Annotated in this window: 21 protein-coding genes and 1 pseudogene; 11 read left to right on the top strand and 11 right to left on the bottom strand. The window is 71.5% G+C overall.

Annotation, left to right across the window (positions count from 1 at the left end; translation table 11 throughout):
• Positions 1-70: 70 nt before the first annotated feature.
• The 4 genes from NQZ70_RS40090 to NQZ70_RS40075 all read right to left on the bottom strand — a co-directional run bounded on the left by NQZ70_RS40090 (position 71) and on the right by NQZ70_RS40075 (position 3,028).
• A complete protein-coding gene (locus tag NQZ70_RS40090; RefSeq protein ID WP_237244474.1) occupies positions 71-1,150 on the bottom strand; it encodes an STAS domain-containing protein in 1,080 nt (359 codons plus the stop codon).
• 645 nt (positions 1,151-1,795) lie between these two features.
• A complete protein-coding gene (locus tag NQZ70_RS40085; RefSeq protein ID WP_272826535.1) occupies positions 1,796-2,005 on the bottom strand; it encodes a hypothetical protein in 210 nt (69 codons plus the stop codon).
• A 243-nt stretch (positions 2,006-2,248) separates the two neighbouring features.
• Positions 2,249-2,416 (bottom strand): hypothetical protein, encoded by a 168-nt coding sequence (locus NQZ70_RS40080; RefSeq protein WP_272826533.1) that lies wholly within the window; start codon positions 2,414-2,416, stop codon positions 2,249-2,251.
• Positions 2,417-2,452: 36 nt separating this feature from the next.
• Complete coding sequence (locus NQZ70_RS40075; RefSeq protein WP_272826531.1) at positions 2,453-3,028, bottom strand: hypothetical protein; 576 nt, start codon at positions 3,026-3,028, stop codon at positions 2,453-2,455.
• Between the two features lie 470 nt (positions 3,029-3,498).
• Between NQZ70_RS40075 and NQZ70_RS40070 the strand changes: the two genes are divergently transcribed.
• Entirely contained in the window at positions 3,499-3,909 is a 411-nt protein-coding gene (locus tag NQZ70_RS40070; protein WP_272826529.1) for a hypothetical protein, read from the top strand.
• A 303-nt stretch (positions 3,910-4,212) separates the two neighbouring features.
• On the opposite strand, the gene NQZ70_RS40065 is transcribed toward NQZ70_RS40070, so the two are convergent.
• Positions 4,213-4,839, bottom strand: a complete 627-nt coding sequence (locus tag NQZ70_RS40065; protein ID WP_129578928.1) for a Mut7-C RNAse domain-containing protein — start codon at positions 4,837-4,839, stop codon at positions 4,213-4,215.
• Positions 4,840-4,960: 121 nt separating this feature from the next.
• On the opposite strand from NQZ70_RS40065, the gene NQZ70_RS40060 reads away from it, so the two are divergent.
• Positions 4,961-5,953 carry a matrixin family metalloprotease gene (locus NQZ70_RS40060; protein WP_129578927.1) on the top strand — a complete coding sequence of 331 codons (993 nt, stop codon included), beginning with the start codon at positions 4,961-4,963 and terminating at the stop codon, positions 5,951-5,953.
• 21 nt (positions 5,954-5,974) lie between these two features.
• Here NQZ70_RS40060 and NQZ70_RS40055 read toward each other — a convergent pair whose 3' ends face one another.
• The 4 genes from NQZ70_RS40055 to NQZ70_RS40040 all read right to left on the bottom strand — a co-directional run bounded on the left by NQZ70_RS40055 (position 5,975) and on the right by NQZ70_RS40040 (position 11,299).
• Complete coding sequence (locus NQZ70_RS40055; protein ID WP_129578926.1) at positions 5,975-7,291, bottom strand: PAS domain-containing protein; 1,317 nt, start codon at positions 7,289-7,291, stop codon at positions 5,975-5,977.
• A gap of 15 nt (positions 7,292-7,306) precedes the next feature.
• Positions 7,307-8,134, bottom strand: a complete 828-nt coding sequence (locus NQZ70_RS40050; protein WP_129578925.1) for a hypothetical protein — start codon at positions 8,132-8,134, stop codon at positions 7,307-7,309.
• A gap of 193 nt (positions 8,135-8,327) precedes the next feature.
• Entirely contained in the window at positions 8,328-10,211 is a 1,884-nt protein-coding gene (locus NQZ70_RS40045; protein WP_129578924.1) for a hypothetical protein, read from the bottom strand.
• 353 nt (positions 10,212-10,564) lie between these two features.
• Entirely contained in the window at positions 10,565-11,299 is a 735-nt protein-coding gene (locus NQZ70_RS40040) for a TVP38/TMEM64 family protein (protein WP_129578923.1), read from the bottom strand.
• A gap of 176 nt (positions 11,300-11,475) precedes the next feature.
• Here NQZ70_RS40040 and NQZ70_RS40035 point away from each other — a divergent pair, with 176 nt between their 5' ends.
• The 3 genes from NQZ70_RS40035 to NQZ70_RS40025 all read left to right on the top strand — a co-directional run bounded on the left by NQZ70_RS40035 (position 11,476) and on the right by NQZ70_RS40025 (position 14,579).
• Positions 11,476-12,729 carry a cytochrome P450 gene (locus tag NQZ70_RS40035; protein ID WP_129578922.1) on the top strand — a complete coding sequence of 418 codons (1,254 nt, stop codon included), beginning with the start codon at positions 11,476-11,478 and terminating at the stop codon, positions 12,727-12,729.
• A gap of 90 nt (positions 12,730-12,819) precedes the next feature.
• A complete protein-coding gene (locus NQZ70_RS40030) occupies positions 12,820-13,482 on the top strand; it encodes a hypothetical protein (RefSeq protein ID WP_165374403.1) in 663 nt (220 codons plus the stop codon).
• A 50-nt stretch (positions 13,483-13,532) separates the two neighbouring features.
• Entirely contained in the window at positions 13,533-14,579 is a 1,047-nt protein-coding gene (locus NQZ70_RS40025) for a kelch motif-containing protein (RefSeq protein WP_129578921.1), read from the top strand.
• A gap of 2 nt (positions 14,580-14,581) precedes the next feature.
• On the opposite strand, the gene NQZ70_RS40020 is transcribed toward NQZ70_RS40025, so the two are convergent.
• A complete protein-coding gene (locus tag NQZ70_RS40020) occupies positions 14,582-15,655 on the bottom strand; it encodes an NAD-dependent epimerase/dehydratase family protein (RefSeq protein WP_207217606.1) in 1,074 nt (357 codons plus the stop codon).
• A gap of 158 nt (positions 15,656-15,813) precedes the next feature.
• Positions 15,814-15,894 (bottom strand): annotated as a pseudogene (locus NQZ70_RS53575) (hypothetical protein); the annotation flags it as partial.
• Between the two features lie 347 nt (positions 15,895-16,241).
• On the opposite strand from NQZ70_RS53575, the gene NQZ70_RS40010 reads away from it, so the two are divergent.
• The 6 genes from NQZ70_RS40010 (at position 16,242) to NQZ70_RS39985 (ending at position 22,594) form a co-directional block, all read left to right on the top strand.
• Entirely contained in the window at positions 16,242-17,471 is a 1,230-nt protein-coding gene (locus NQZ70_RS40010) for an efflux RND transporter periplasmic adaptor subunit (RefSeq protein ID WP_129578920.1), read from the top strand.
• Positions 17,468-18,166, top strand: coding sequence for an ABC transporter ATP-binding protein (locus tag NQZ70_RS40005; RefSeq protein ID WP_129578919.1), 699 nt, complete (start codon positions 17,468-17,470; stop codon positions 18,164-18,166). Before NQZ70_RS40010 ends, NQZ70_RS40005 begins: the two co-directional genes overlap by 4 nt.
• Complete coding sequence (locus NQZ70_RS40000) at positions 18,163-19,329, top strand: ABC transporter permease (protein WP_129578918.1); 1,167 nt, start codon at positions 18,163-18,165, stop codon at positions 19,327-19,329. Before NQZ70_RS40005 ends, NQZ70_RS40000 begins: the two co-directional genes overlap by 4 nt.
• A 52-nt stretch (positions 19,330-19,381) precedes the next feature.
• Positions 19,382-20,548 carry an ABC transporter permease gene (locus tag NQZ70_RS39995; protein ID WP_129578917.1) on the top strand — a complete coding sequence of 389 codons (1,167 nt, stop codon included), beginning with the start codon at positions 19,382-19,384 and terminating at the stop codon, positions 20,546-20,548.
• A gap of 247 nt (positions 20,549-20,795) precedes the next feature.
• A complete protein-coding gene (locus NQZ70_RS39990) occupies positions 20,796-21,686 on the top strand; it encodes a putative glycoside hydrolase (RefSeq protein WP_129578916.1) in 891 nt (296 codons plus the stop codon).
• 464 nt (positions 21,687-22,150) lie between these two features.
• Entirely contained in the window at positions 22,151-22,594 is a 444-nt protein-coding gene (locus NQZ70_RS39985) for a helix-turn-helix transcriptional regulator (RefSeq protein WP_129578915.1), read from the top strand.
• Positions 22,595-22,620 lie beyond the last annotated feature (26 nt).

The raw sequence follows: 22,620 nt of genomic DNA, 5'->3' as shown, positions 1-22,620 counted from the left end.
ATGAAGCAGGTCGTTCAGGAGATGGACGGGTCGCGCGGGGGAGCGCCTGTCCCCCGGGACGAGCGGCGCTTCACGGGGCGCTCGGGCCGGGCGCGGCGCCGTTTCCTGCGGCCATGCACGCCTTGAGGCCCTCCTGCAGGTTGCGCAGCGTGACGATCCGCTCGAGGTCCATGCCGAGCGACACGACGGTCTGCGCCACCGCGGGGCGGATGCCGGTCACCACCACGCGGGCGCCGAGGAGCTCCACCGCGCGCACGATGCGGATCAGGTGGTCGGCGGTGCCCGTATCCACGGCGTCGACCGCGGTCAGGTCCAGGATGACGTGGCGCGTCTGGCTGTCGACGATCGCGCCGAGCAGCCGCTCCATCAGCGCGGACGCGCGCTGGCTGTCGAGACCTCCCATGACGGGCACGGTGAGCACGCCGTCCCACACCTGGATGATCGGCGCGACCATCGTGGAGAGCGCCGTCTCCTGCTGCTCGATGAGCTGCAGCTTCTCGCGCAGCGCGAGCTCGGTCCGCTCCCGCTCGGCGACCTCCTTCTTGAGCGTGGCCAGCGCGACCGCGAGATCCGAGCTCGTGGCCCGATCGGTCTCGAGGAGCGCTGCGAGGCGGGCCTCGACGGTCTGGTCGGTCGGACGGACGACGAACTCGTCGTACTCGGCGCCCTTCGTCACGAACACGGTCTGCTCGGCCCAGCAAGGGACCCCGAACAGGCGCTCGCTGATGCCGGCCAGCTTGCCGGCCGTCATCGAGCTCCCCCAGACGACCCCGAGCGCGCGCTGGTAGATCGACTCCCAGTTGTTGAAGGTGCGATACCGGGCCTCACGGCGCTCGCGGTCGAGAGCGACGAGCTCCCATCGGCCCCAGCCGGCCGGGCTGCAGATCTCGCTGAGCCGACAGAAGCCCTCCTCGAACGTCGGTTGCGTGTTGATGATGGACCAGTCGCCATCGACGCTCTGCCGTCCCCCGCGCTGGAGACACAGATTGAAGCGCTCGACCCCCACCATCGCCACCATGCCCGACATCAGGCCGGCCACCGAGCTCGGGATCCACATGCTCAGGGTGGGCATTCCGGCCCACAGGTTGATGCCGTCTTTCAGGTTCCATTCGATGTCGAAGCCGGCGATCGTGATTCGGGGATTTGTCATAGGCTCGCGGTCAGCGTGATGGGGCGCGGAGCCGAGGCGCCGCGTGCGCTGCGGCCCCACCCGCCGGTGCTCCTTGCCTCAAGCGCGCCGGAGCGGCAAGCCCGAGCGCAACCGCGCATCGCGTCGGTTCCGGGGCCGTTCCGAGCGCGCGCAGATGTCCTGCCCGGCGCGGGCGGTGCCCTGCGGAGGCGCGGGACCTCGCGGGACCTCAACCCGGGTCGGGGCGGGGGACCGCAGGCCCAGGGGACCGCAACCCGGGTCGGGGCGGGGGACCGCAACCCGGGTCGGGGCGGGGAACCGCAACCCGGGTCGGGCCGAGGAACCGCAACCCGCGCGCGGGTACCCCAACCTGCGCCGAAACGCGCCTCACGCGGAGAGCGCCGACGGCGCGGCGTTGTGCGCAGGCCCCCGACACGTCGTTGTCTGCTGTCGTGGAATGTTTCCGTTGACGCTGAGGTGCGCGTCTCTGTATCACCGCACCATGAAGTACGCTTCGATTCTCTTGGCGACTCTCTCTCTCGGCCTCTCGCCGCTCTCCGCCAGCGCGCTGATCACGCAGCCGAACGGCACCATCATGCCGCGAGACTCGGAGAATGGCGAGGTCCAGCTCTATACGCTGTTCGAACGCCGGGGCGAGGCGATCGACTACCAGGCTGATGGGAACACCGCGCCGTCCACCTTCTCGCCGCTCTGCGGCTTCACGGCGGAGCTCGTGCTCACCCAGACCGGGGCACGCCTCGGGGTCGGCTGGTACAACGTCGACCCCGCCGCCACGGCGCCGCCGTCGCTCGACGACATCCACCCGATCGTCCCCGCCGGCGCCCCCGTCGGCACCATCGTCACCGCCGCGGACATCCGGAGCGATCCCGCCTACGCGGGCGGCCAGATCGGCTTTGCGCTCATCGGCGCGCAGACGCACTACTCCGAGCAGCGGTGGAATCAGGTGTGCACGGGCTGCACCCCGCCCGGCCCCTGGGTCACGGCCGTCATCTACACCTCGATGGTCACGCCGAACGCGTTCTACGTCGCCTTCGAGGACGGCAGCGTCGGCCCGGACCCCGACGACTTCAACAACGACGGCGACTACAACGACTACGTCTACTTCTTCAGCGGCCTCACCTGCACCGGCGGCGGCGAGCCGTGCGACACCGGGCTGCCCGGCGTGTGCGCGCCAGGGGTGACCCAGTGCGCGGCGGACGGGCTCACCTGCCAGGGGCTCGTGCCCTCGTCGCAGGAGACCTGCGACGGGCTCGACAACGACTGCAACGGCACCGCCGACGAGGGCGATCTCTGCCCCGCGGATCACGTCTGTGATCGGGGCGTGTGCGTGCAGGCGTGCGGCAGGGGCGAGTTCGTGTGCCCGCCGGAGAAGGAGTGCAACGCCGCGGGGTTCTGCGTCGATCCGGCCTGCGCCGACGTCGTCTGCGACGCGGGGCAGGTGTGCGCCGGCGGGCAGTGCCGCGCGGCCTGCGATGGAGTGCAGTGCCCCTTCCCGACGGTGTGCCGGGTCGGCGTCTGTGTCGACCCGTGCAGCAACGTGACCTGCGAGGAAGGCACGGTCTGCGACGGCGGCGTGTGCAAGCCGAGCTGTCCGTGCACGCCGTGCCCGAGCGGGCGCGCGTGCGAGGAGGAGAGCGGGCTTTGCAGGGAGTCGGCCTGCGTCGGCGTCGCGTGCCCGTCCGGCCAGCGCTGCGACGCCGGGGCGTGCGTGGACGCGTGCGCTGGAGCGGTGTGCCCGAGCGGGCAGATCTGCGCCGGCGGCGCCTGCGTGGACGACGCGAGCGCGACCGCGACCAGCGGGCCCACCGGCTCGACGGGCGCGAGCCTGGACTCCGGCGCGGGCGGCGGGGTCGCGGATCCGGCCGGCAGCGGCGGCACGGGCGGCGCCGGCGGCGCCGGGGCGCCGGGGGCGCCGGCGGGGCCGGCTCGGATGGCGCCGGCGCGGACGGCGGCTGTGGCTGCCTCGTGGCCGGCGCGCAGGGCTCGCGCGGGGCGCCGCTCGCGGCGATCGCGCTGGTGCTGGCCGGCGCGCTCCGCCGGCGGCGCGGCAACGCCTCCGCGAAGGCCGGGCTCGTCCGCCTGTGAACCGCGCGGGCGGCGCGGGCGGCGCGGACGCAAGCTCGACCGGGGGTGGCGGAGGCGGCGCGCCGATCGCCTGCGGAGGGAGCGCGGGCGCGACGTGCGGCGAGACGGAATACTGCGAGACGCCCGACGATGCGTGCCCCGGAGAGGCGCAGGGCGTGTGCGCCCCCCGGCCGAGCCGCTGGGACTGTCCCGAGGAATGCGCGGGGGGCTGCGGGTGCGATCAGCGCGTTTATTGCAATGCGTGCACGGCGCACGCGGCCGGGATGAACGTGTCGGCGGACACGTCCTGCGCCAGCGGGGATTACGAGATCGTCTCGCGCGATCGGGTTTATGTGCACCACGCCGATCTGGCGGCGAACCGGCGCCTGACGCTCTATCTCACCTGGCCGACCCAGAGCGATCCGCGCTATGCCGGGGTCGAGCTCCCGGAGCTCTGGGCCTTGCTGGACGTGGCGCTCACCGGCGATATGCGCGATTGCACGGAGCCGCGCACGCCGGGCGCGGAGGGGCGTTATCCCGTGACCGGCGCCACCGGCATCATGTCGTGGGAGACCGAGCCGAACACCGGCATCCCGTGCGTCATCGACATGGACATCGCCGTCACGCTCGACGGGGAGCCCGCGACCGAGCGCTTCCAGGCGAAAGGCGTGGTCGTCGACAACACGTGCCTGTAGCGTGCGCCGGGTCGGTCCGCCGGGCCGCTGGCGGGGGAGCGAGGCCGCCACCGCCTGGCCCGGCGCGGGTGTCGCTACTCCGAGATGTCCTGGCTGATGACGACGACCGGCGAGGGCGCCATCGTGTACTCGTCCCCCTCGGCGCTGATGACCAGATCGAAGCTCGTCCTGGAGACGTAAAATTTTACAGCACAGGAGCAGCCCTTGCGAATACCCGCGCGGGCCGCGCAGAGACCCGTCAGCGATGGCGGATCGCGGTGCTCGGGACGCCGACGCTGCCGCTGCCGGCAGGAGCCGCCCCGGTCACGGCGCGGGCTTGCGGCCTCCCGTCGGCGCAGCAGGGGCCTCGGCGCCCGCGCCTGCCTCGGCGCCCGCGCCTATCTCGGCCCCCGCGCCGGCTGCGGCCGTCGCGACGCCGGCGGCGATGCCCTCCCAGTGGCTGCCCTTCCACAGGACCTTGCCGCAGCGCTCGCAGCGCCAGAACTCGTCGTAGCGATCCGCCACCACCCCGGGCACCGCGCCGCGCACCGTGTCCTTCGGCGCGGCCGCGAGCGCGCCGCCGCACGCCATGCACCGCGGATCCCGCACGGGCAGCCCGAGCTCGCGCAGCACGAAGCCCGCCTGCTCCATCGGCCGCAGCCCGCGGGGCACGTAGAGCCCGCGCACGGCCGCGGTGCGCAGGGGGCGCCGCTCGAACACCCCCGCGTCGGAGCTCAGCAGCACCCGGCCGGTCTGCTGCGCCAGCCGCACGAGATCGCCGTCGTCGATTCCGTGCTCGAACGTCGCGTCGTACCCCGCGCCGCGCAGCCAGCGCGACAGGCCGCCGAGCATCGCGTCGCACAGGAAGCTCGGCGCCGGCGCCCCGCCCGGAGCCGGCTCCGCGCCCCCCGGGGCCGCATTCGCCCCGCCGCCCGCCTCACCCACGAGCACGCCCCATGTGCTCAGGATGGCGCCGGGCCCGCGGCCGGCAAGGGCGCCGGCCGCGAAATCCCCACGCCCCCCTCGCGCGCTGGTACCGTCGCGGTACGGTCAAGCGATCGTGGAGGAGTCGATGTCGACGAAGAGTGCGAGGTGGCTCGGCGCGGCTGCCGCGCTCGCCGCGCTGGCCAGCGCGCAGCAGGCCTCGGCCTACTGCCGCTCGAACACCTGCAAGGTCTCGGAGCTCTGCCTGCAGGACGACCTGCCGGTCGGCTATTGCAGGCCGCTCCGCTGGACGAGCAGCTGCATCGGATTCAACGTCCAGAAGGACGCGTCGAGCGAGATCTCCTACCAGCAGATCTCCGACGTGCTCGATGCCGCGTTCAGGACATGGCAGGAGGCGCCCTGCGACGGGGGGAGACCCCCCGGCATCCGCGTGCAGAACCTCGGGCCCGCGAGCTGCGGCGCGGTGGAGCTGAACGCGCGGGACGGCAAGACCAGGGTCGTCGACGGGCTCGTGCCGGGCAACGCCAACGTGGTCGTCTTCCGCGACATGGACTGGCTCGCGACCGCCGGGCACAGGTCCGAGATGCTCGCGCTCACGACGGTGCAGTTCGACAAGAACACCGGTGATCTCTGGGGCGCCGACATGGAGATCAACACAAATCTCTACGACTTCACCGTCGAGGACGACTCCGCGGCGCCGAGGGAGGATCTCCTCGCCATCGTCACGCACGAGGCCGGGCATTTCCTGGGCCTCGACCACACCCTGGCCGGTCCGGAGGCGACCATGCACGAACGGTACGACAGGTCGGATCCGATGAACTTCCGGACGCTGCACGCGGACGACATCGCGGGCATCTGCCAGATCTACCCCCCTCGGGATCTCTCCACGGCGGAGTGCAACCCCATCCCTCCTCACGGGTTCTCGCCGGAGTGCGCGGACGACCAGCTGGTCGCCTGCGGCGTGGCGCCGCCCGGCGCCGGCGGCTCGGGGTGGAGCGTCCCGCTCGGCGCCGCCGCGCTCGGCGCCGCCGCCTGGCTCCGCGCCGGCGCGCGCGGCCGGCGCGGGCGGCCCCAGCGGGGGCGCCGCGCCGGCGAGCGACGCGCGTCGGCCATCCGCTGACGGGCTCTCGGGCGCGCGGCGCTAACCCGACGTGCCGCCGGGGCTGCGGCGGGAGAGCGCGTAGGCGACGCCCCGCTCCAGCGTCCCCTTCGTGACGATCCCCCCGAGATCCGTCGCGGTGCCGACGAGCGCCTGGGCCACGCTCGGCCGGATCCCGGTGATCACGATCTCGGCGCCGAGGAGCCGCACGCTCCGGGCGGCCCGGACCAGCGCGTCGATCACCTCCGCCCCCGCCTCGGGCATGCCGGTGACGTCGAGGAGCGCGATCCTGGCCTGCTGGGCCGAGATCCCGTGGAGGAGCACCTCGATCACCCGATCGGCCCGCTCGCGGGTCATCGTGCCGACGAGCGGCATGACGAGCACGCCGGCGGCGATGGGCAGGAGCGGCGTGGCGATGGACTGGAGCGTCTCCTCGCGGACGCGGAACATCTGCTCCTGGAGCATCAGGCTCTGCTGCTCGGCCCGCACCCGCTCGGTGATGTCCGCCGAGATGCCGCAGACGCCCGTGGCCTTGCCGTCCTCGTCGCGGAGCGCGAACTTCGTGGTGAGGTACACGCGCATGCCGTCGGGCCGCTCCACCTGGTCCTCGAGGGTCATCGGCGCGCTGGCGACGAGCGCCTCGCGGTCCTGCGCCTCGAACTGGTCGGCGATCTCCCGGGGCACGAGATCGTGCGAGCGGAGCCCCAGGACCCCGCCCCGGGGCATGCCGAGCGCCGCCTCGAGCTGGCGGTTCGCGACGATGTAGCGGCCCTCGGTGTCGCGCGCGTAGATGAGCAGGGGGGCGTTGTCGATGACGGCCTCCAGCAGCGCGGCGCTCCGGCGCTGCTGCGCCTCGGCCTCCTTGTGCGCCGTGACGTCGCGGGTCAGCGAAACGACGTACCTGACCCCGGCCTCGTCCCGGAGCGGCAGGTACGTCACCTCGAGCCAGCACCGGCGGCTCGCCCCCCCGTCGCCGCTCTCGCCCATCTCGTAGGGGGTCGCCGGGAGCGTGGTCACCTCGCCGGCGACCGCGCGCCGGAACGGCTCGGTGAACCCCCGCGTGACGGCCTCGGGGTCCTGGAGCAGGTTGAACCTGTCCACCACGTGCTCCCGCTGGACCTTGAACCACGCGCAGCAGGCCTCGTTGATCGCGGCCAGCAGCCCGTCGGTGCGGTAGACGAAGACGGGCATCGGCAGCAGCTCGAAGAGCGCCTCGAACGGCACGCGGGGCCCGCTCGCGGACGCCTGCGCGTCGGGCGGCGGCGCGGCGGCGCCGAGCCGGCGCTCCAGCTCCTCGATGCGGGCGCGCAGGCGCGCGTTCTCGGCCCTCATCCCCTCGTCTTTCCCCTCCGTGACCATGGTCGTCTCCTTGCCCTACGCTGCCCTGGGGCGCTCCACGCGGAGCTCGGTCCAGGGGGAAGTCAGCTCGGCCAGGGTGCGGTAGGCGAGCGCGGCGGCGCCGACGAAGAACAGCGCGAGCGCCGCCGGGCCGACGCCGATGCCGCCGGCGGGGTCGATGCCGATGCCGTCGGCGAGGCCGAGGTCGCCGAGGACGCTCGCGTGGAACCCGCGGAAGAGGCCGAGGTGCAGCGCCGCGAGCGACGCGCCGAGCGCGAGCGCCCAGGCGCGGTGGAAGCGCGCGCGCCGCGCGTGGTGGGCGATGACCGTCTCCGAGGAGACGGAGAGGTTGCCGTACGTGGGCGCCCGGAGCACCCAGGCCCGCGCGGCGTCGCGGTACCCCTTGCCGGCGGCGCTCGGGTCGATCTCGCGGCGCACCGAGCCGGCGATGTAGATGGCGTCGCCCGGGCGGACCTCGGACACGTAGACGGGCACGCCGTCGCGGCTCGTCGGGACGAAGGTCGTGTCGAGGTTCAGCCGGCCGCACACCGGCTCGACGCGCACCGCGGCGCCCGAGGGGAGCCGGAGCGAGAACGCGCGCGCCCGGGTGCGCCACGCGCCCGGCGCGATCTCGACCGCGATCACCGCATCGTTCAGCGCGGCGTCCTCGGCGCCGACCTCGCCGCGGAGCAGCGCGAACCCCTCGCGCATCGCCTCGGGCGGGGCCGAAGGGCTCCGCGCGTACGCGGCGACCTGCGAGCGGCGCTGGTGGTGCAGGCTGCGCCGGATGGCGATCGCGACCGCGGCGCCCAGCGCCACCCCGGCGACGCCGTAGACGATGAGGAGACTGGCGATGAACCCCATCGCGTGAGAGTAGACGCGCGGCCCGAGGGCGTCGAGGTGGGCTGTTCGCTGCGCCGGGCGGGCCGCCGAGGCGGGCTGCTCGCTGAAGCGAGCTCCGCCGGTCGGAAGCGCGGCTCGCTGGCATTCTCCGTTTCGAGGCGGAGCGGCTCACGGCGGCTCCGCGCCGCGTCGGAGCGCGGAGCCGCCGCCAGCGTCACGGCACGCGGTAGCCGTGGCGCAGGACGGGGAAGAAGCCGAGGTAGAGGTCCGAGCTCCCCGAGACCGCCCCGATGGCCGGCCACTGGATGTCGGTCCGCATGCCGCCGAGCTCGGCGACCTGGCCGCGCAGGAGGTGGCGATAGAAGTGCACGAAATTCACCTCGCCGTTGGAGCCGTCGTAATAGCCGTGCTGATGGCCGCCGTGCAGGCCGTCGATGCCGTTGTAGAAGTGCAGCGCGTTTTGGTTGTAATCCTCGTAGTTGTGCATCACCTCGTGAAGGAACTCGGCGTTCAGGAGGTCCGGCTTCCCTGCGGTGTAGCTGGTCGAGAACCCGACGTTCGTGCCGTCGAACGCCCACACGATGTTGCACACGTCATCGACCCAGGAGCCGTCGGCCCGGTGCTGCGAGAAGAAATACACGATCATGTCGTACTGGCTGGCCAGGTGCGCGGTCCCGGCCTCCGCCACGAAGCGCGTGGTGTCCCACCCGTCGTGTCTCTGCTCGTAGATCGGCACGTCCTCGATGGTGGGCAGGACCTCGAACTCCCAGGTCGCGAGCCCGTAGGACAGCGGCCGAAACCATTGATCGTTGGTCGCCTCGGCCTGCGCCACGAGATCATCGACGTCCTCGTCGAAGAGCACGCCCGTGTTCGACGCGTCCGGCCCGCCCAGGGAGGAGACGTAGTTGATGCTGTTCCGGATGGGCAGGATCGCGATGCGCGTCACCTCCTGGATCCCGAGCGGCGCGCTCGCCGTGGCGTTGACGTTCACGGGCGAGGAGCCGACGGTCACGTCCTGCTCGTAGAACGAGCCGGTGTAGTCGGCCGGCGGCAGCTCGCTGCCAATCCCGACGCCGATCGTGTAATCGCCCGGCGGGAGCGAGAGGGTGGTGGGCGTGGTCCGACCGGTGAAGACGTCGTTCACGTACACCTCGCCGGGCGTCGCGCCTTGAGCCGTCACGGTGACGGGCTGGAACGCGGGCCGGTTCGGGGTGCTCACAGAGAACGTCCGATCCCACACGATCCCCTGCCACACGTCCGACCCGTTGCACAGCGTCGCCGGGCACGACTCGCTCACGACGAGCGCGTCGTCCACCCAGAGCTCGACGCCGGCGCTCGCCGGGCCTCCGGTGTTGAGCAGCTGAACGCGGAGCTCGTTGGCGCCGCTCCCGAACCAGTCGCTCACGTCGATGCGCTGGCCAAGGTCCGACTCGCCGAAGTGGAACATCCTCCGCTGGATGCCGCCGACCGAGACGGCGATCCGATCGTCGGCGTCCGAGAGGCGCAGCTCCACCTTCGAGGGACCGCCAGACGTGCCGCCCACGAAGCGCAGGTTGTCAATCAGGTAGTCGACGGTCGTGTGCGGGACGTTCAGGGCGATCTTGAACGTCAGATCGCTGTAGGTCTGTTGCAGGGCGGTGACGACGTTCGCCGGTACGCTGAACGAGAGCGGTGCGTACGTGCCCGCGGCGAGCCCGGCGAGGCTCACCTGGCCCAGGTAGGCGCTGTGGACGCCGCCGGACGGGATATCGATATAGAGCTGCGCGGTGCCGAAGGCGGGCGAGACCGGCGGCTTCAGGTCGAAGGCGAGGGTCGATGTCACGCCCGACACGGTCGAGAGCGGCGCGGACCGGAGCTCCGCGAAGTTGAAGCTCCGCAGCGCGAGCGCGGAGGCGCCCTGCGAGCTGTCGGCGCTCGCGCTCTTCGTGGCGCCGGTCACCGTCCAGTCGGCGGGGCTCTCGAACCCGAGCACCGACGCCGGGGTCGTGAGGGCCTGCCCCACCTGATCGATGAGCTGCTCGTCCGCGTCGGGCGCCTGCGCGCAGGCGCCGAGCACGAGGGCGCATGAGGTCGTTATCATGAAGCTTACACGTCGCATGAAATGATCTCCTTCGTGGGATTGACGGACCGCCGCTCGCCTCCGCCATCTCTGGAGACGGCGAGCCGGACAGCCCCTCGCTGAGTCGCGGGCGATGCGTGGATACATCGCGGGAGCGCGTGCGATGCTTGGCGCGGGAGCCAAGCATCGCACGCGCCCGCCGCGGCGAGCCGCGTGGCAGCGATCGTTACTCCAACGCGCCACGTAGACCGGAGCGGCCGCGGGCGGCCGCATGGCGTCCGCCTCAGCCTGCGATGGCCCGTGGCGCGTCGTTCGATGCTGCTACGCGGTGCGCGCTGGACGGTTTCGCGACCCTCTCACGCGGCTGCGCGATCGCGGCCACGTGGGCCACGCTACCCGGACGCGCCGCGCCTCTGCGCCGCCCTCCGCCGCCACTCCGGCAAGCGGACGACCAAGAGCGCGATCCCCGGGAGCAGCACGATCCCCGCGAAGAGCAGCAGCACCGACGTGAACCGCGCGGCGGACGCCCCCATCGCCGCGTAGGTGGCCGAGATGCCCAGGTTGGCCAGGGCCGTCACCGTGAAGAACGCGCGGAGCGGCATGCGGCCCGCGCCCGCGAAGACGACCGACGCCTCCGAGAGCACCGGTACGCCGCGGAACAGGAGCAGGAACCAGGGCCCGTGCCGCTCGGCGGCGCGCGTGAGCCGCGCCAGCTCCGACGCCCCCACCATCCGCTGCAAGGCCGGCGCCCCCGCCCGCGCGCCGAGCACGTAGCCGAGCCCCGCGCCCGCCATCATGCCCGCCCACGACACGGCCGTTCCGCGCCAGAACCCGAGCAGGCCGCCCGCCGCCGTGCTCACGAAGCTGGATGGCACCGGCAAGACCACATCGCTCGCCAAGAGCCCCCCGAGCACCAGCGCCGCGGCGACGCCGGAGGGCGGCGACGCGAGGAGCGCTCGCGCCGCCGCCTCGATGCGGTCCGCGAAGAAGAAGAAGGGCACGAGGATGGCCAGGAGGAGCACGCAGGAAAAACCGGCCCACCCCAGCCAGGAGCGCCGCGAGCGCGCCGGAGCGCCGGGGAGGTGGGTGCCCCCGGGAGGCGGGGTCGATGCGGGGGAAGGTGGCATGCGGGCTCGGATCCGGTGAGGGGTCGGCGCGCCGCGAGGGGCTGGCCGGCCTGCGGCCGAGTATAGGCCTCTGGACCCGAGCGGCATAAGCTCCATGACGCCCGCGGACCGGGGCTCCCCGGCGCCGGGCGATCGCGCTGTTTCGCGCGATCTCGACAGAGCAGGAGGAACTTAGCATGACCGCCCCTGACGACCTGCGCGCCGCCGTCGGCGCCCATGACCTCTACCACCCAAGCCACGCCGCCGATCCGTACCCGTTCTATGCGCAGGCCCGGCGCGGCGCCCCCGTCTTCTTCAATGCGTCGGCGAACAGCTGGTTCGTCACGCGCCCCGAGGACGTCCTGACGGCGCTCCGCGACACGGAGCGCTTCTCGTCGGAGCACATGATGAAGCCGAGGACCCCGCTGGCGCCCGAAGTGGTCGCCCTGCTCGGGGACCCGAACGCCCGGCTGCCGACGATGCTCACCACCGATCCGCCCGATCATACGCGGCTGCGGGGCCTCGTCAGCAAGGGGTTCACGCCTCAGCGGGTCGCCGCGATGGAGCCGCAGCTCCGCGCCATCGCCGACGAGCTGATCGGCGGGTTCGCCGCCGAGGGCCGCGCGGATCTGATCCAGCGGTTCGCGTTCCCGTTCACCGCGTTCGTGATCGGCGACATGCTCGGCATGCCGCGCGCCGACATCGCCCGGCTCAAGCGCTGGTCCGACGACTGGATCCGGCTGGTCTGGAACGCGGAGCCGACGGAGCGGATGGTCGAGGCGGCGAAGGGGCTGCTCGCGTTCCAGCGCTATTTCGCCGAGGTGATCGCGGAGCGCCGGCGGAGCCCGGGCGACGATCTGCTCTCGGCGGTGATCCGGGCGCACCTCGACGACGGCGCGCAGCTCAGCGAGGAGGAGCTGATCGCCCTGCCCATGCAGCTGATCATGGCCGGGCACGAGACGACGCTCCACCTCATCGGCAACGTGCTGGTGCTGCTGCTGGAGCGCCCAGCGCACCTCACCGCCGTGCGCGAGGATCCGGCGCGGATCGGCGATGTCATCGAGGAGACGCTGCGGCTCGACGGGCCGCTCCTCTGGGTCGGGCGGCACACGACGACGGAGGTCGAGCTGGGCGGGGTGAAGCTGCCGGCGGGCGCGATCGTCCAGCTCGCGGTCTGCTCGGCCAACCACGACGAGGGCCTCTTCAGCGAGCCGACGGCCTTCAACCCCTGCCGGGCGAACGCCGATCGGCACTTCAGCTTCGGCCGGGGCGCCCACTTCTGCCTGGGCGCGCCGCTCGCGCGGCTGGAGGGCCGCGTCGCGCTCGAGCAGCTGCTCGCGCGGCTGCCGAACCTGCGCCTCGATCCGGATCACCCGCCGGTGCGGGCCGCGGCGATCGGGTTCCGGGGCTTCGATCACCTGGCGGCGCGCTGGGACGCAACGCCCGTCTGAGAGCCGTTTTCCGTCTCGACGGCGGTGACGCGGTCCACCTCGAGCTCTGGTATGCACCGATCGCCGGCGCCACCCCCGGCGATCCTCCGTATGCAGCTCGCCAGCTCGCAAGCCCTCCAGCACGATCCGCGCGCCGCGGCCGGCCATCCGTCGCGGGGCGCCCGGCTCGGCCATCTCCTCGCGCTCGCGGTCGCGCTCGCCTCCGCCTGCGGCGAGCGCGCCGCGCCCGGCGCCGCGGGCGGCCGTGACGGAGGAGAGGGCGGGAGCGCAGGGGGCGGAGGGCAGGGCGGGAGCGCGGGAGGAGGAGGGCAGGGCGGAGGGTCCTGCTACGACTACGAGGCGTTCGAGCCGGGGGCGCCCGTGGATTTCAGGGCGGAGGTGCTGCCGCTGCTGCAGCGCTCGTGCGCGACCGGAGCCGCGTGCCACGCGAGCAAGAACGGCTCGTCGCTCCAGCCCTACCTCGGTCCGACCGCGGACACGCCGCCCGACCAGGTCGGCGACGCAGAGCTCGCCGCCCTCCGGGAACAGAACGTGAACGCCGACTCCGGCGGCGCCCTCGGGATGAAGCGCGTGGCGCCGGGAGACCCGGAGCACAGCTTCCTCATGCACAAGATCGACGGCACACTGGCGTGCGAGATCCTCACGTGCCGCGAGACTTGCGGCCTCGCCATGCCGCCGACGCTCAAGCCGCTCTCCGCCGGCGAGAGAGACACCATCCGCCGCTGGATCGCGCACGGCGCCGCGATCGAGTGAGGGATGCCGTCATCCATCGAATCGTTCTTGACCCAAGGAGAACCGTCACGATGTCGCACGGGAATCGATCGCAGCGTTTCACGTATCTGGCGCTCGCCGCGGCGAGCGCGCTGATGGCCCTGGGCTGCGGCGACGACGGGGTGCAGCCGGGCGAACTCGACAGGCAGCCCGAGACGCCGGAGGTGAAGACGGCGCGCGATTACCCCGATCTCGTCGAGGCGGTCAGCTCGTTCGGCGCCGTCCTCGTCGACGAGACGCTGTATACCTACGGGGGGAAGCTCGGCGACGGAGACTTCGCGGCCGAGAACCAGTCGAGCGCGTTCCGGCGCCTCTCGCTCTTGCCCGGCGGCGCCTGGGAAGAGCTCGGGACCGTCGAGCACCTGGAGAGCACGGCGCTCGCGGTGGTCGACGGTCGCGTCATCCGGGTCGGCGGGCTCCGTGCCGACAACGCCGTCGGCGAGCCGGAAGCGCTCACCTCGGTGGCGACCGTCGAGCGCTACGATCCGGAGGCCGGGACGTGGCAGGCGCTGCCGGACATGCCCGAGGGGCGCTCGGGGCACGGGATCGTGGTCGTGGGCGATCGCCTCTATGTCGTGGCGGGCTGGGAGCTCAAGGGGTCGGGAGAGTTCCGGACCGGAGGGTTCATGATCGACCTGGCCACGCCGGGCGCAACGTGGGTCCCCATGCCGGAGCCGCCGTTCAAGCTCCGCTCGCTGGGCGTCGCGAGGCGCGGCGACGTGATCTACGCCGTCGGGGGCGTCGGCGAGGCGCAGTCGTTCTCGGGCGCGGTCTACGCGTTCGACACGAAGACCGAGACGTGGGCCGAAGGCCCCGAGCTCCCCTCGGAGATCCCGATCAAGGGATTCGGCGCGACCGCGTGCAACGACGAAGAAGACCTCTACGTCAACTACGCCGACGGCCTCTTCCGGCTCAACGACGCCGGCGACGGCTGGGAGCCCGCGGGAGAGCTCGCGTTCACCCGCTACTTCAGCCCCCTGATCTGCCCGGGCGACGGCGAGGTGATCCTCGTCGGCGGGCGCTCCGCGGCGGACAACGAGCTCACGGCCTCCGTCGAGTCCATCGACGTGGCGCGGTGACCTCAGCCGCTCGGCCGGTCGGCGCTCCGGAGGAGCCGGTACCAGGCGAGCATCCGGGGGAGGCCCTGCTCGAGCGAGGTCGTCGGCGCGTACCCGAGCTCCCTCGACGCCTTGGTGATGTCCGGGCAGCGGCGGTTCGGGTCGCCCACCGGATACCCCTCCGGATAGCCCGCGAGCGCGATGTCGAGCGGCTCGCCGACGGCCCGCTCGACCTTCTTCGCCAGCTCGCGCATGGTGATCTCCTCGGCGTCGGACCCGATGTTGTAGACCTCGCCGGGGCGGCCGAGCAGCAGCACCCGCAGGAAGCCGTTCACCGCGTCGGTCGCATAGCAGAACGTGCGCGTCTGCGCCCCGCCGCGGTGGATCTCGATGGGCCGCCGGTCGAGCGCGGCGTTCAGGAAGCTCGGCAGCACGCGGGAGTCGTCGCGCCGCATCCCCGGGCCGTAGACGTTGAAGGGGCGAACGACCGTGACCGGGACGCCGAACTGGCGGTGATAGACCATCGCGAGGGTCTCGCCGAGGCGCTTCGACTCGTCGTAGCAGGCGCGGAGCCCCGTGGGCGAGACGCGCCCGGGGTAGTCCTCCGGCGTGGGGATGAACGCGGGATCGGGATCGCCGTAGATCTCGCTCGAGCTGAAATACAGCACCGCCTCGGGGCGCGCGCGGCGCGCGAGATCGAGGACGTTGCGGATGCCGTCGACCGCCACCGTGATGGTCTCGAGCGGGTACCGGGCGTAGTACACCGGAGACGCGATGCCGGCGCCGTGAAGGATGAAGTCGGGCCTGATGTCGCGCAGGTACGGTTTCGTCACGTCGTGCGTCTCGAAGACGAGGTTCGGGTCGCCGAGGTCGAAGAAGCCGTTCTCCTTCGTCCCGGTGATGAGGTTGTCGAGCGCGACGATCTGCGCGGGCCGGCGGAACCGGCCGCGGTTGAGCTCCTGGAGGACGCCGACGATGTAGCTCCCGATGAACCCGGCCGCGCCGGTGATGAGCACCGTCTTCCCCTCGAACCGGAGCGCGATGTCGCCGAGCATGCCCGAGAGGCTCCGCAGCTCGTCCTCGATGAGCGGATCCATGTCGCTCGCTCCCTTACCCGATGACGGTCGGAGTTGGAACCGGGACGATGAGCTCGCCGCCGCTTTCCGCGAACGCGCGCTGGCTCTCCATCACGGGCCGCGCGAAGCTCCAGCTGCACGAACCCGCAGCCGGCGCAGCGCGCGACCGAGAGCGGAGAGCGGCGCTCGGCGGCGAACGCCTCCTCGCGGAGGAACGCATCCGCCGGCGGCTGCTCGCCGAGATCGAGGAACGGCTCCAGGTGAGCGCCCTTGCAGAGGCGACAGCCGTGCTTTCCGTCAACATGAGCCCTTCATGGTGCCACGGTCGATAGTTAGGTAGCCACACTAACCAGCGTTGCGGCGCCCCGGCGCGCACGGCGTCCGGCGGCGACTTGACGTACCTCGCGCCCCCTCGCGTCGGGCGCCGCGCGAGGCATTGTAGTCGGGACGTGCAGATTGCCACGGCGCAGGGCGCCGGCCCGCGAGGAAAGTGCCGACCCTGCCGAGGCGTGGCGCCGCGGGCGCGTGTCGGGCGTGTCCGGCGCCGCGTCTCAGGAATTAACGTTAGAATATAAACGCCACACCCGAAGCGTGATAAGGAGGCGCCGTGTCCGACCAGCTCAGCTCGGATCTCGCATCGCTCCGGATCCAGCGGGACGTCGATCCCGATCGGCGGAGCCCGCTCCGCACCGCCCTCGTCGCCGTGCTCGCGCTCGCGGCGGTCGCCGGCGCCGCCGTGTTCGTCGCGCCGAGGGCGCAGAGCGCGATCTTCAAGACCGAGGTCGCCACCACCGAGGTCGCGCTGGTCTCGCCGGCGCAGGCCTCGATCTCGGTGACGTCGACCGGGTATGTGGTCCCGCAGGTCGTCTCCCGGGTCGGGGTCAGGATCCCGGGCCGCATCGCCCGGGTGTTCGTGAAGGAAGGCGACGTGGTGAAGGCGGGCGATCCGCTCGTGGAGCTCGAGGACGCCGACCAGCGGAGCCTCGTCGCCGCGGCCCAGGCCAAGGTCGCCGCGGCGCGGGCGCGCGCCGCCGCCTCCCGGGCGAGCATCGCCGAGGTGGAGCAGCAGGTCGCTCGGGAGCGGGCGCTGGTCGAGCGCCAGGTGACCGGCCGCGCCTCGATGGAGGACCTGACCGCGCGCATGAACGCCCTCGCGCAGTCGGCGGCGGCGGCCGACGCCGAGGTCAAGGCCGCCGCGGCCGACGTCGAGAGCCTCCGGGTCACGCTCGCCGAGCGGAAGATCGTCGCGCCGATCAGCGGCACGATCATGACGAAGCCGCCGGAGGTCGGGGAGGTCGTCGGCCTGGAGCTGCCGCGCCTCGTCGAGATCGCCGATTTCACGTCGCTCGTCGTCGAGACCGACGTCCCGGAGACGCGCCTTTACCTCATCGAGCCCGGCAAGCCGTGCGAGGTCGTCCTCGATGCTTATCCGTCGAAGCGCCACCGGTGCACCACGCTGGAGATCGGCAAGCGGGTGAACCGCGCCAAGGCGACCATCCCGGTCAAGGTGAAGTTCGTCGGGGAGGCGAAGGAGGCGCTGCCGGAGATGAGCGCGCGGGTGAGCTTCCTCGCGGAGGCGCTGTCCGAAGAGGCGATGAAGGAGCCGCCGAAGCGGGTCGTCCCGGAGGCCGCGGTGGTCGAGCGGGCCGGCGCCAAGGTGGTGTTCGTGGTCGACCAGGGCCAGACGCGGATGGTGCCGATCCAGGTGGGTGGGCCGGCGCCCGGGGGGCTGGAGCTGCTCGACGGCCCGGCCCCGGGGGCGCGCCTCGTGGTCAGGCCGCCCGCCGACCTCGCGGACGGCCAGAAGATCAAGGAGAAGGGAAAGGGGAGCGAATGACCGAGGGGTATCGCGACGGGAAGCCGAAGCCCATTGTCGAGCTGCAAGGGGTCGGCAAGACCTATTTCCGCGACAAGGAGCCGATCGTGGTGCTCGACGACATCACGCTCGATATCCCGGAGGGGTCGTACGAGGCGCTGATGGGTCCCTCGGGCTCGGGCAAGTCGACGCTCCTGAACCTCATCGCCGGGCTCGATCGCCCGACGCGCGGCACGGCGCGCGTGGCGGGGCAGGAGCTCACGCGGATGAGCGACGGCGAGCTGGCGCGCTTCCGGTCGAGGACGATGGGGTTCATCTTTCAGGCCTACAACCTGATGCCGGTCCTCACCGCGGCCGAGAACGTCGAGCTGCCGCTCCTGCTCACGGGCCTGTCGGCGTCCGAGCGGCGGAAGCGCGCGCAGACGGCGCTGCGCGTGGTCGGGCTGGAGGAGCGGATGGGCCATTATCCGCGGCAGCTCTCCGGCGGCCAGGAGCAGCGGGTGGCGATCGCGCGGGCGATCGTGAACGACCCGACGATCATCGTGGCGGACGAGCCGACCGGCGATCTCGATCGGAAGAGCGCCGACGAGATCCTGACGCTCCTGGAGAAGCTCAACAAGGAGTTCAAGAAGACCATCCTGATGGTCACGCACGATCCGCAGGCCGCCGAGCGCGCCACGGTGACGCGCCGGCTCGACAAGGGGAACCTGTCATGAACCTCGTCTCCGTCGCCGCCAGGAACGTCCTCCGGAACAAGTTCAGGACGCTGCTGACCGTGATCGGCGCGGCGGTGGCGGTGCTCGCGTTCGTGCTCCTGCGGACGGTGCTGACGGCGTGGAACGTCGCCGCCGACTACGCCGCGAAGGACCGGATCGCGACGCGGCACAAGATCTCGTTCATCCTCCCGCTGCCGAAGCGCTACATGACCACGCTCCGCGAGGTCCCCGGCGTGACGGAGGGGACGTTCATGAACTGGTTCGGCGGCAAGGATCCGCGCGACGCGAGCAATTTCTTCGGCTCGATGGCGGTCGAGTCGGCGACCTTCTTCAAGGTCTACGACGAGATGGCGGTCTCGCCCGCGGACATGGAGCGGTGGCAGGGCGATCGCAAGGGCGCCATCGTGGGCGACGTCCTCGCGACGCGGCTCGGCGTGAAGGTGGGCGACACGGTGACGCTGGAGGGGACGATCTACCCCGGGCCGTGGCAGTTCAACATCTCGGGGGTCTACACGACGTCGCGCAGGTCGATGGACCGGTCGCAGTTCATCTTCCATTACGATTATCTGAACGAGTCGATCCCCGAGCGGGATCGCGACCAGATCGGCTGGATGGCCGCGCGGATCGACGATCCGTCGCGGAGCGCGGAGATCAGCGCGGCGATCGACAAGGTCTTCGATGAGAAGGACATCCAGACGGCGACGATGAGCGAGCGGGCGATGAACCTGTCGTTCATGGCGATGATGTCGGCCGTGCTGACGGCGCTGAACGTGGTGTCCGTCATCATCCTCCTCATCATGATGATGATCCTCGGCAACACGATCGCGACGGGCGTCCGGGAGCGGACGCGGGAGTACGGCGTGCTGCGCGCGCTCGGGTTCGAGCCGAAGCACGTGCGGATCTTCATCGTCGGGGAGGCGGCGACCATCGGGCTGCTGGCGGGGCTCGTGGGGCTCGCGATCGCCTATCCGCTCATCGAGCTCGGGATGGGCCGGTGGCTGGAGGAGAACATGGGCGGCATGTTCCCTTATTTCCGGATCGATCCTCTGACGATGGTGATGGCGGTGCTGCTCTCGATGGGGCTGTCGCTGGTCGCGTCGCTCCTGCCGGCGCACCAAGCCTCGAAGCTCTCGGTCACCGACGCGCTCCGGCGCGTGGCGTGAGCGAGCGGCGTCGGAGCCTGTCCAGGACACCTGAAAGCGGGAGAGAGCGCTGATGATCCCCGTCGCTTACAACGTTCGGAATCTGGTGGTGCGCAAGACGACGACCGTCGCGACGGCGGCGGGGCTCGGCCTCGTTGTGTTCGTGTTCGCCTCGGTGCTCATGCTCGCGAACAGCGTGGAGCGCACGCTCGGGCGCACGGCGCGGAGCGACGTCGCGATCGTGATCCGGAAGGGGTCGGACGTCGAGATGGCGAGCAGCGTCGAGGAGCAGCAGATCGGCTTGATCCTGGCGAGCGCCGAGGTGGCGAAGCGGCAGGACGGCAAGCCGGACGGGGCGGCGGAGGTCGTGGCGGTGATCCTCCTCGACAAGCTCGGCACGGACGGCGTCTCGAACGTCCAGGTGCGCGGCGTGCCCGATGACGTGCTCGCGTTCCGCTCGCAGGTGAAGATCGTCGAGGGCCGGCCGGCGCAGCCGGGCACGGACGAGGTGATCGTGGGGCAGGCGATCTACCGCCGCTTCAAGGGCCTGTCGATCGGCGAGTCGTTCGACCTCCGCAAGAACCGGCCGGTGAAGGTGGTGGGGGTGTTCTCGGACGGCGGCTCCTCGTCGGAGTCCGAGGTCTGGGCCGATCTGCACACGGCGCGAGCGGCGTTCGGCCGGGAGGGGAGCGTGTCGTCGGTGCGCGCGCGGCTCGCCTCGGAGAGCAAGTTCGACGCCTTCGAGGCGTCGATCGAGCAGAACCGGAATCTCGGGCTCGAGGTGATGCGCGAGAGCGAGTATTACGAGAAGCAGTCCGAGGGGACGAGCATGTTCATCAAGGGGATGGGCGTGCTCATCGCGGTGTTCTTCTCGATCGGCGCGATGATCGGCGCGATGATCACGATGCACGCGTCGATCGCCAACCGGCAGCGCGAGATAGGCACGCTGCGGGCGCTCGGCTTCTCCCGGCTGAGCATCCTCACGTCGTTCCTGATCGAGTCGGTCCTCCTCGCGCTGATCGGCGGGGCGCTCGGCGTGCTCGCCGCGCTCGGGATGAGGTTCGTGCGGTTCTCGACGATCAATTTCGCGAGCTTCTCGGAGATCGTGTTCACGTTCGAGCCGACGCCGGGGATCCTGATCGCGTCGGTGCTGCTCGCCGTGATGATGGGCGTGCTCGGCGGCTTCTTCCCGGCGCTGCGCGCGGCGCGGATCAGCCCGATCCAGGCGATGCGGGGGTAGATCGGGCGCGACCCGGGCGGCGGGGCGGCCGGGTTTCCAGGCCGCGAGACGATCCTGGCGTACATGCAGGAGCACCCTTTCCTGGCGACCTGAGCGCGGGCGCGTTGCGAGGAGGGGAGGGGAGAGCGGGAGAGGGCCGAAGGGGGCGGCAAGGGCGATGTGTGTCGGCCGGGAACGGTGTCCTGGCCGAGGGGGCTCGTGCGCGGGTGGCCGGCGGCGTGCTCTACGTTCGCCCGGGGGGAACGGCATGCCCACGGTCACCAAGGCGATTTACGTGAACTTCGCGGCGGGGAGGAGCGCGGACCGGATGAATCGGCTCTCCTCCCTGGTCCAGCGGACGGAGCTGAACTCCCTGGTCATCGATGTCCGGTCGGATGGAGGAGCGCTCCTCCTGGATCGCGACGATGCCACCAGGGCGAGGCTGGGAGCCCTTCGCGACGCCGGGATCTACCTCATCGCCCGGCTCGTCGCGTTCAAGGGAGGCCCGCGGGGCTGGTACGATCCAGGCTCGGAGGAGCGATGGCGAGAGATCGCGGAGATCTCGCTCCGTGCGTTCACGGTCGGTTTCGACGAGGTGAATTACGATTATGTGCGCTATGGCGCGGCGCGCGAGCCGCGGTCGCGGACGCCGATCGAGGAGAGGGCGCCGACGATCCGCGCCTTCTTCGAGTTCCTTCGCGCGGAGGTCGGCGACGCGGCGTCGCGGCCGATCTCGGCGGATCTGTTCGGGATTACGCTCCTCGGGCCGCAGGACGTCGTGGGCCAGCGGCTGGAGGATGCGGTGGAGCTCTTCGATTACGTGATGCCGATGCCGTACCCATCGCACTGGGGGCCCGGCAGCTTCGGGCTCGCGAACCCTGCCCATCACCCGTACGAGACCGTCCACGCGTCGCTGTCGGCCGGCTGGCGCAGGGTGGCAGATCTGCCGGGGCGGATCGCGCTGCTGCGCAGCTGGGTGCAGGCGTTCGACCTGGACAGCTCGCGTCCGATGCGGCGGTACAAATATACGCCATGGCATGTTCGGGAGCAGATCCGGGCGATCGAGGACGCCGGCTGCGCTGGATATGCGGCGTGGAATCCCCGCAGCGCGTACGAGGAGAGCGCGTTCCTGCCAGGGGGGCAGCCCGACCCGGGTTGAGGCGAGGGGTGCGGGGGCAGCCCGACCCGGGTTGGGCGAGGCGACCAGCGACCCGATCCGGGTTGAGGCGGAGCGACCGGTTGAGGCGGAGCGACCCGGAGCGACCCGCGACCCGGATTGAGGTAGCCGGAGCGACCCGACCCGGGTTGAGGTAGCCCGGGTTGAGGTAGCCCGGGTTGAGGTAGCCCGGGTTGAGGTAGCCCGAGGTAGCCGCGGCCGCGCATCAAATTGGCAAGTATGCTCCGCTGAAGTAATCAAGATAACAACCACAACAGCGGACGCGGCGGACACCTGGCGGTCGCTACCCCCCGCCACCCCCGCCACCTACAGAGCGTGCGAAGTTGTGGTGTGGCGACCCCATTCAGCTTGCACAGGCCGACCCAGGGGGGCTCTCGCTGCGGCAGCCCGGGTCGGGTTGCACGGCTTGTGCCCGCCGCCGCCGCAGCCTATCGTGGACGCCGGCGATGCTGCTGGGACAGGACGCACTGAGGAATCTCTGTCGGGCACGCGACCTGCTTTCCGAGGTGCACGACGCGAAGCTGTCGATCGAAGACGTGGCCCGCGAGGTGGCGATCTCTCCCTATCACTTCATCCGGCAGTTCGAGGCCGTGTTCGGCGTGACCCCGCACCAGTATCGCATCCGGCAGCGCCTCGACCTGGCCAAGCAGCTCCTGGCCGCTGGGCGGCACTCCGTGACCGACGTGTGCATGGAGGTAGGATTCTCCAGCCTCGGCAGCTTCAGCGCTCTGTTCGCGCAACGCATCGGCATGCCGCCGTCGGCGTACCAGCGGCGGCTGCGCGCGATGGTCCAGGTGCCGGGGAAGCTCCCGTGGGAGCTCGTCCCGGGGTGCCTCAGCCTGATGGGTCGCCTGCCGCCGGAGGCGTTTCGCAGTTTTCGAGAAGCCTGAGCCGGCCGGCCCTGGCAGAGTGGCCC

Origin of the sequence: Sorangium sp. So ce836 (assembly GCF_028553905.1) — a bacterium.
Taxonomy (GTDB): Bacteria; Myxococcota_A; Polyangia; order Polyangiales; family Polyangiaceae; genus Sorangium; species Sorangium cellulosum_D.
The sequence above is the reverse complement of the archived record's forward strand: the minus strand, read 5'-3'. Positions and strand labels throughout refer to the sequence as shown.

Bases quoted from the DNA above. Each gene is read 5' to 3' on its own strand.
- NQZ70_RS40090 (WP_237244474.1), bottom strand. From the start codon at position 1,150: ATGACAAATCCCCGAATCACGATCGCCGGCTTCGACATCGAATGGAAC.
- NQZ70_RS40085 (WP_272826535.1), bottom strand. From the start codon at position 2,005: ATGTCCGCGGCGGTGACGATGGTGCCGACGGGGGCGCCGGCGGGGACG.
- NQZ70_RS40070 (WP_272826529.1), top strand. From the start codon at position 3,499: ATGAACGTGTCGGCGGACACGTCCTGCGCCAGCGGGGATTACGAGATC.
- NQZ70_RS40060 (WP_129578927.1), top strand. From the start codon at position 4,961: ATGTCGACGAAGAGTGCGAGGTGGCTCGGCGCGGCTGCCGCGCTCGCC.
- NQZ70_RS40055 (WP_129578926.1), bottom strand. From the start codon at position 7,291: ATGGTCACGGAGGGGAAAGACGAGGGGATGAGGGCCGAGAACGCGCGC.
- NQZ70_RS40050 (WP_129578925.1), bottom strand. From the start codon at position 8,134: ATGGGGTTCATCGCCAGTCTCCTCATCGTCTACGGCGTCGCCGGGGTG.
- NQZ70_RS40045 (WP_129578924.1), bottom strand. From the start codon at position 10,211: ATGCGACGTGTAAGCTTCATGATAACGACCTCATGCGCCCTCGTGCTC.
- NQZ70_RS40040 (WP_129578923.1), bottom strand. From the start codon at position 11,299: ATGCCACCTTCCCCCGCATCGACCCCGCCTCCCGGGGGCACCCACCTC.
- NQZ70_RS40035 (WP_129578922.1), top strand. From the start codon at position 11,476: ATGACCGCCCCTGACGACCTGCGCGCCGCCGTCGGCGCCCATGACCTC.
- NQZ70_RS40030 (WP_165374403.1), top strand. From the start codon at position 12,820: ATGCAGCTCGCCAGCTCGCAAGCCCTCCAGCACGATCCGCGCGCCGCG.
- NQZ70_RS40025 (WP_129578921.1), top strand. From the start codon at position 13,533: ATGTCGCACGGGAATCGATCGCAGCGTTTCACGTATCTGGCGCTCGCC.
- NQZ70_RS40020 (WP_207217606.1), bottom strand. From the start codon at position 15,655: ATGGATCCGCTCATCGAGGACGAGCTGCGGAGCCTCTCGGGCATGCTC.
- NQZ70_RS40005 (WP_129578919.1), top strand. From the start codon at position 17,468: ATGACCGAGGGGTATCGCGACGGGAAGCCGAAGCCCATTGTCGAGCTG.
- NQZ70_RS40000 (WP_129578918.1), top strand. From the start codon at position 18,163: ATGAACCTCGTCTCCGTCGCCGCCAGGAACGTCCTCCGGAACAAGTTC.
- NQZ70_RS39995 (WP_129578917.1), top strand. From the start codon at position 19,382: ATGATCCCCGTCGCTTACAACGTTCGGAATCTGGTGGTGCGCAAGACG.
- NQZ70_RS39990 (WP_129578916.1), top strand. From the start codon at position 20,796: ATGCCCACGGTCACCAAGGCGATTTACGTGAACTTCGCGGCGGGGAGG.
- NQZ70_RS39985 (WP_129578915.1), top strand. From the start codon at position 22,151: ATGCTGCTGGGACAGGACGCACTGAGGAATCTCTGTCGGGCACGCGAC.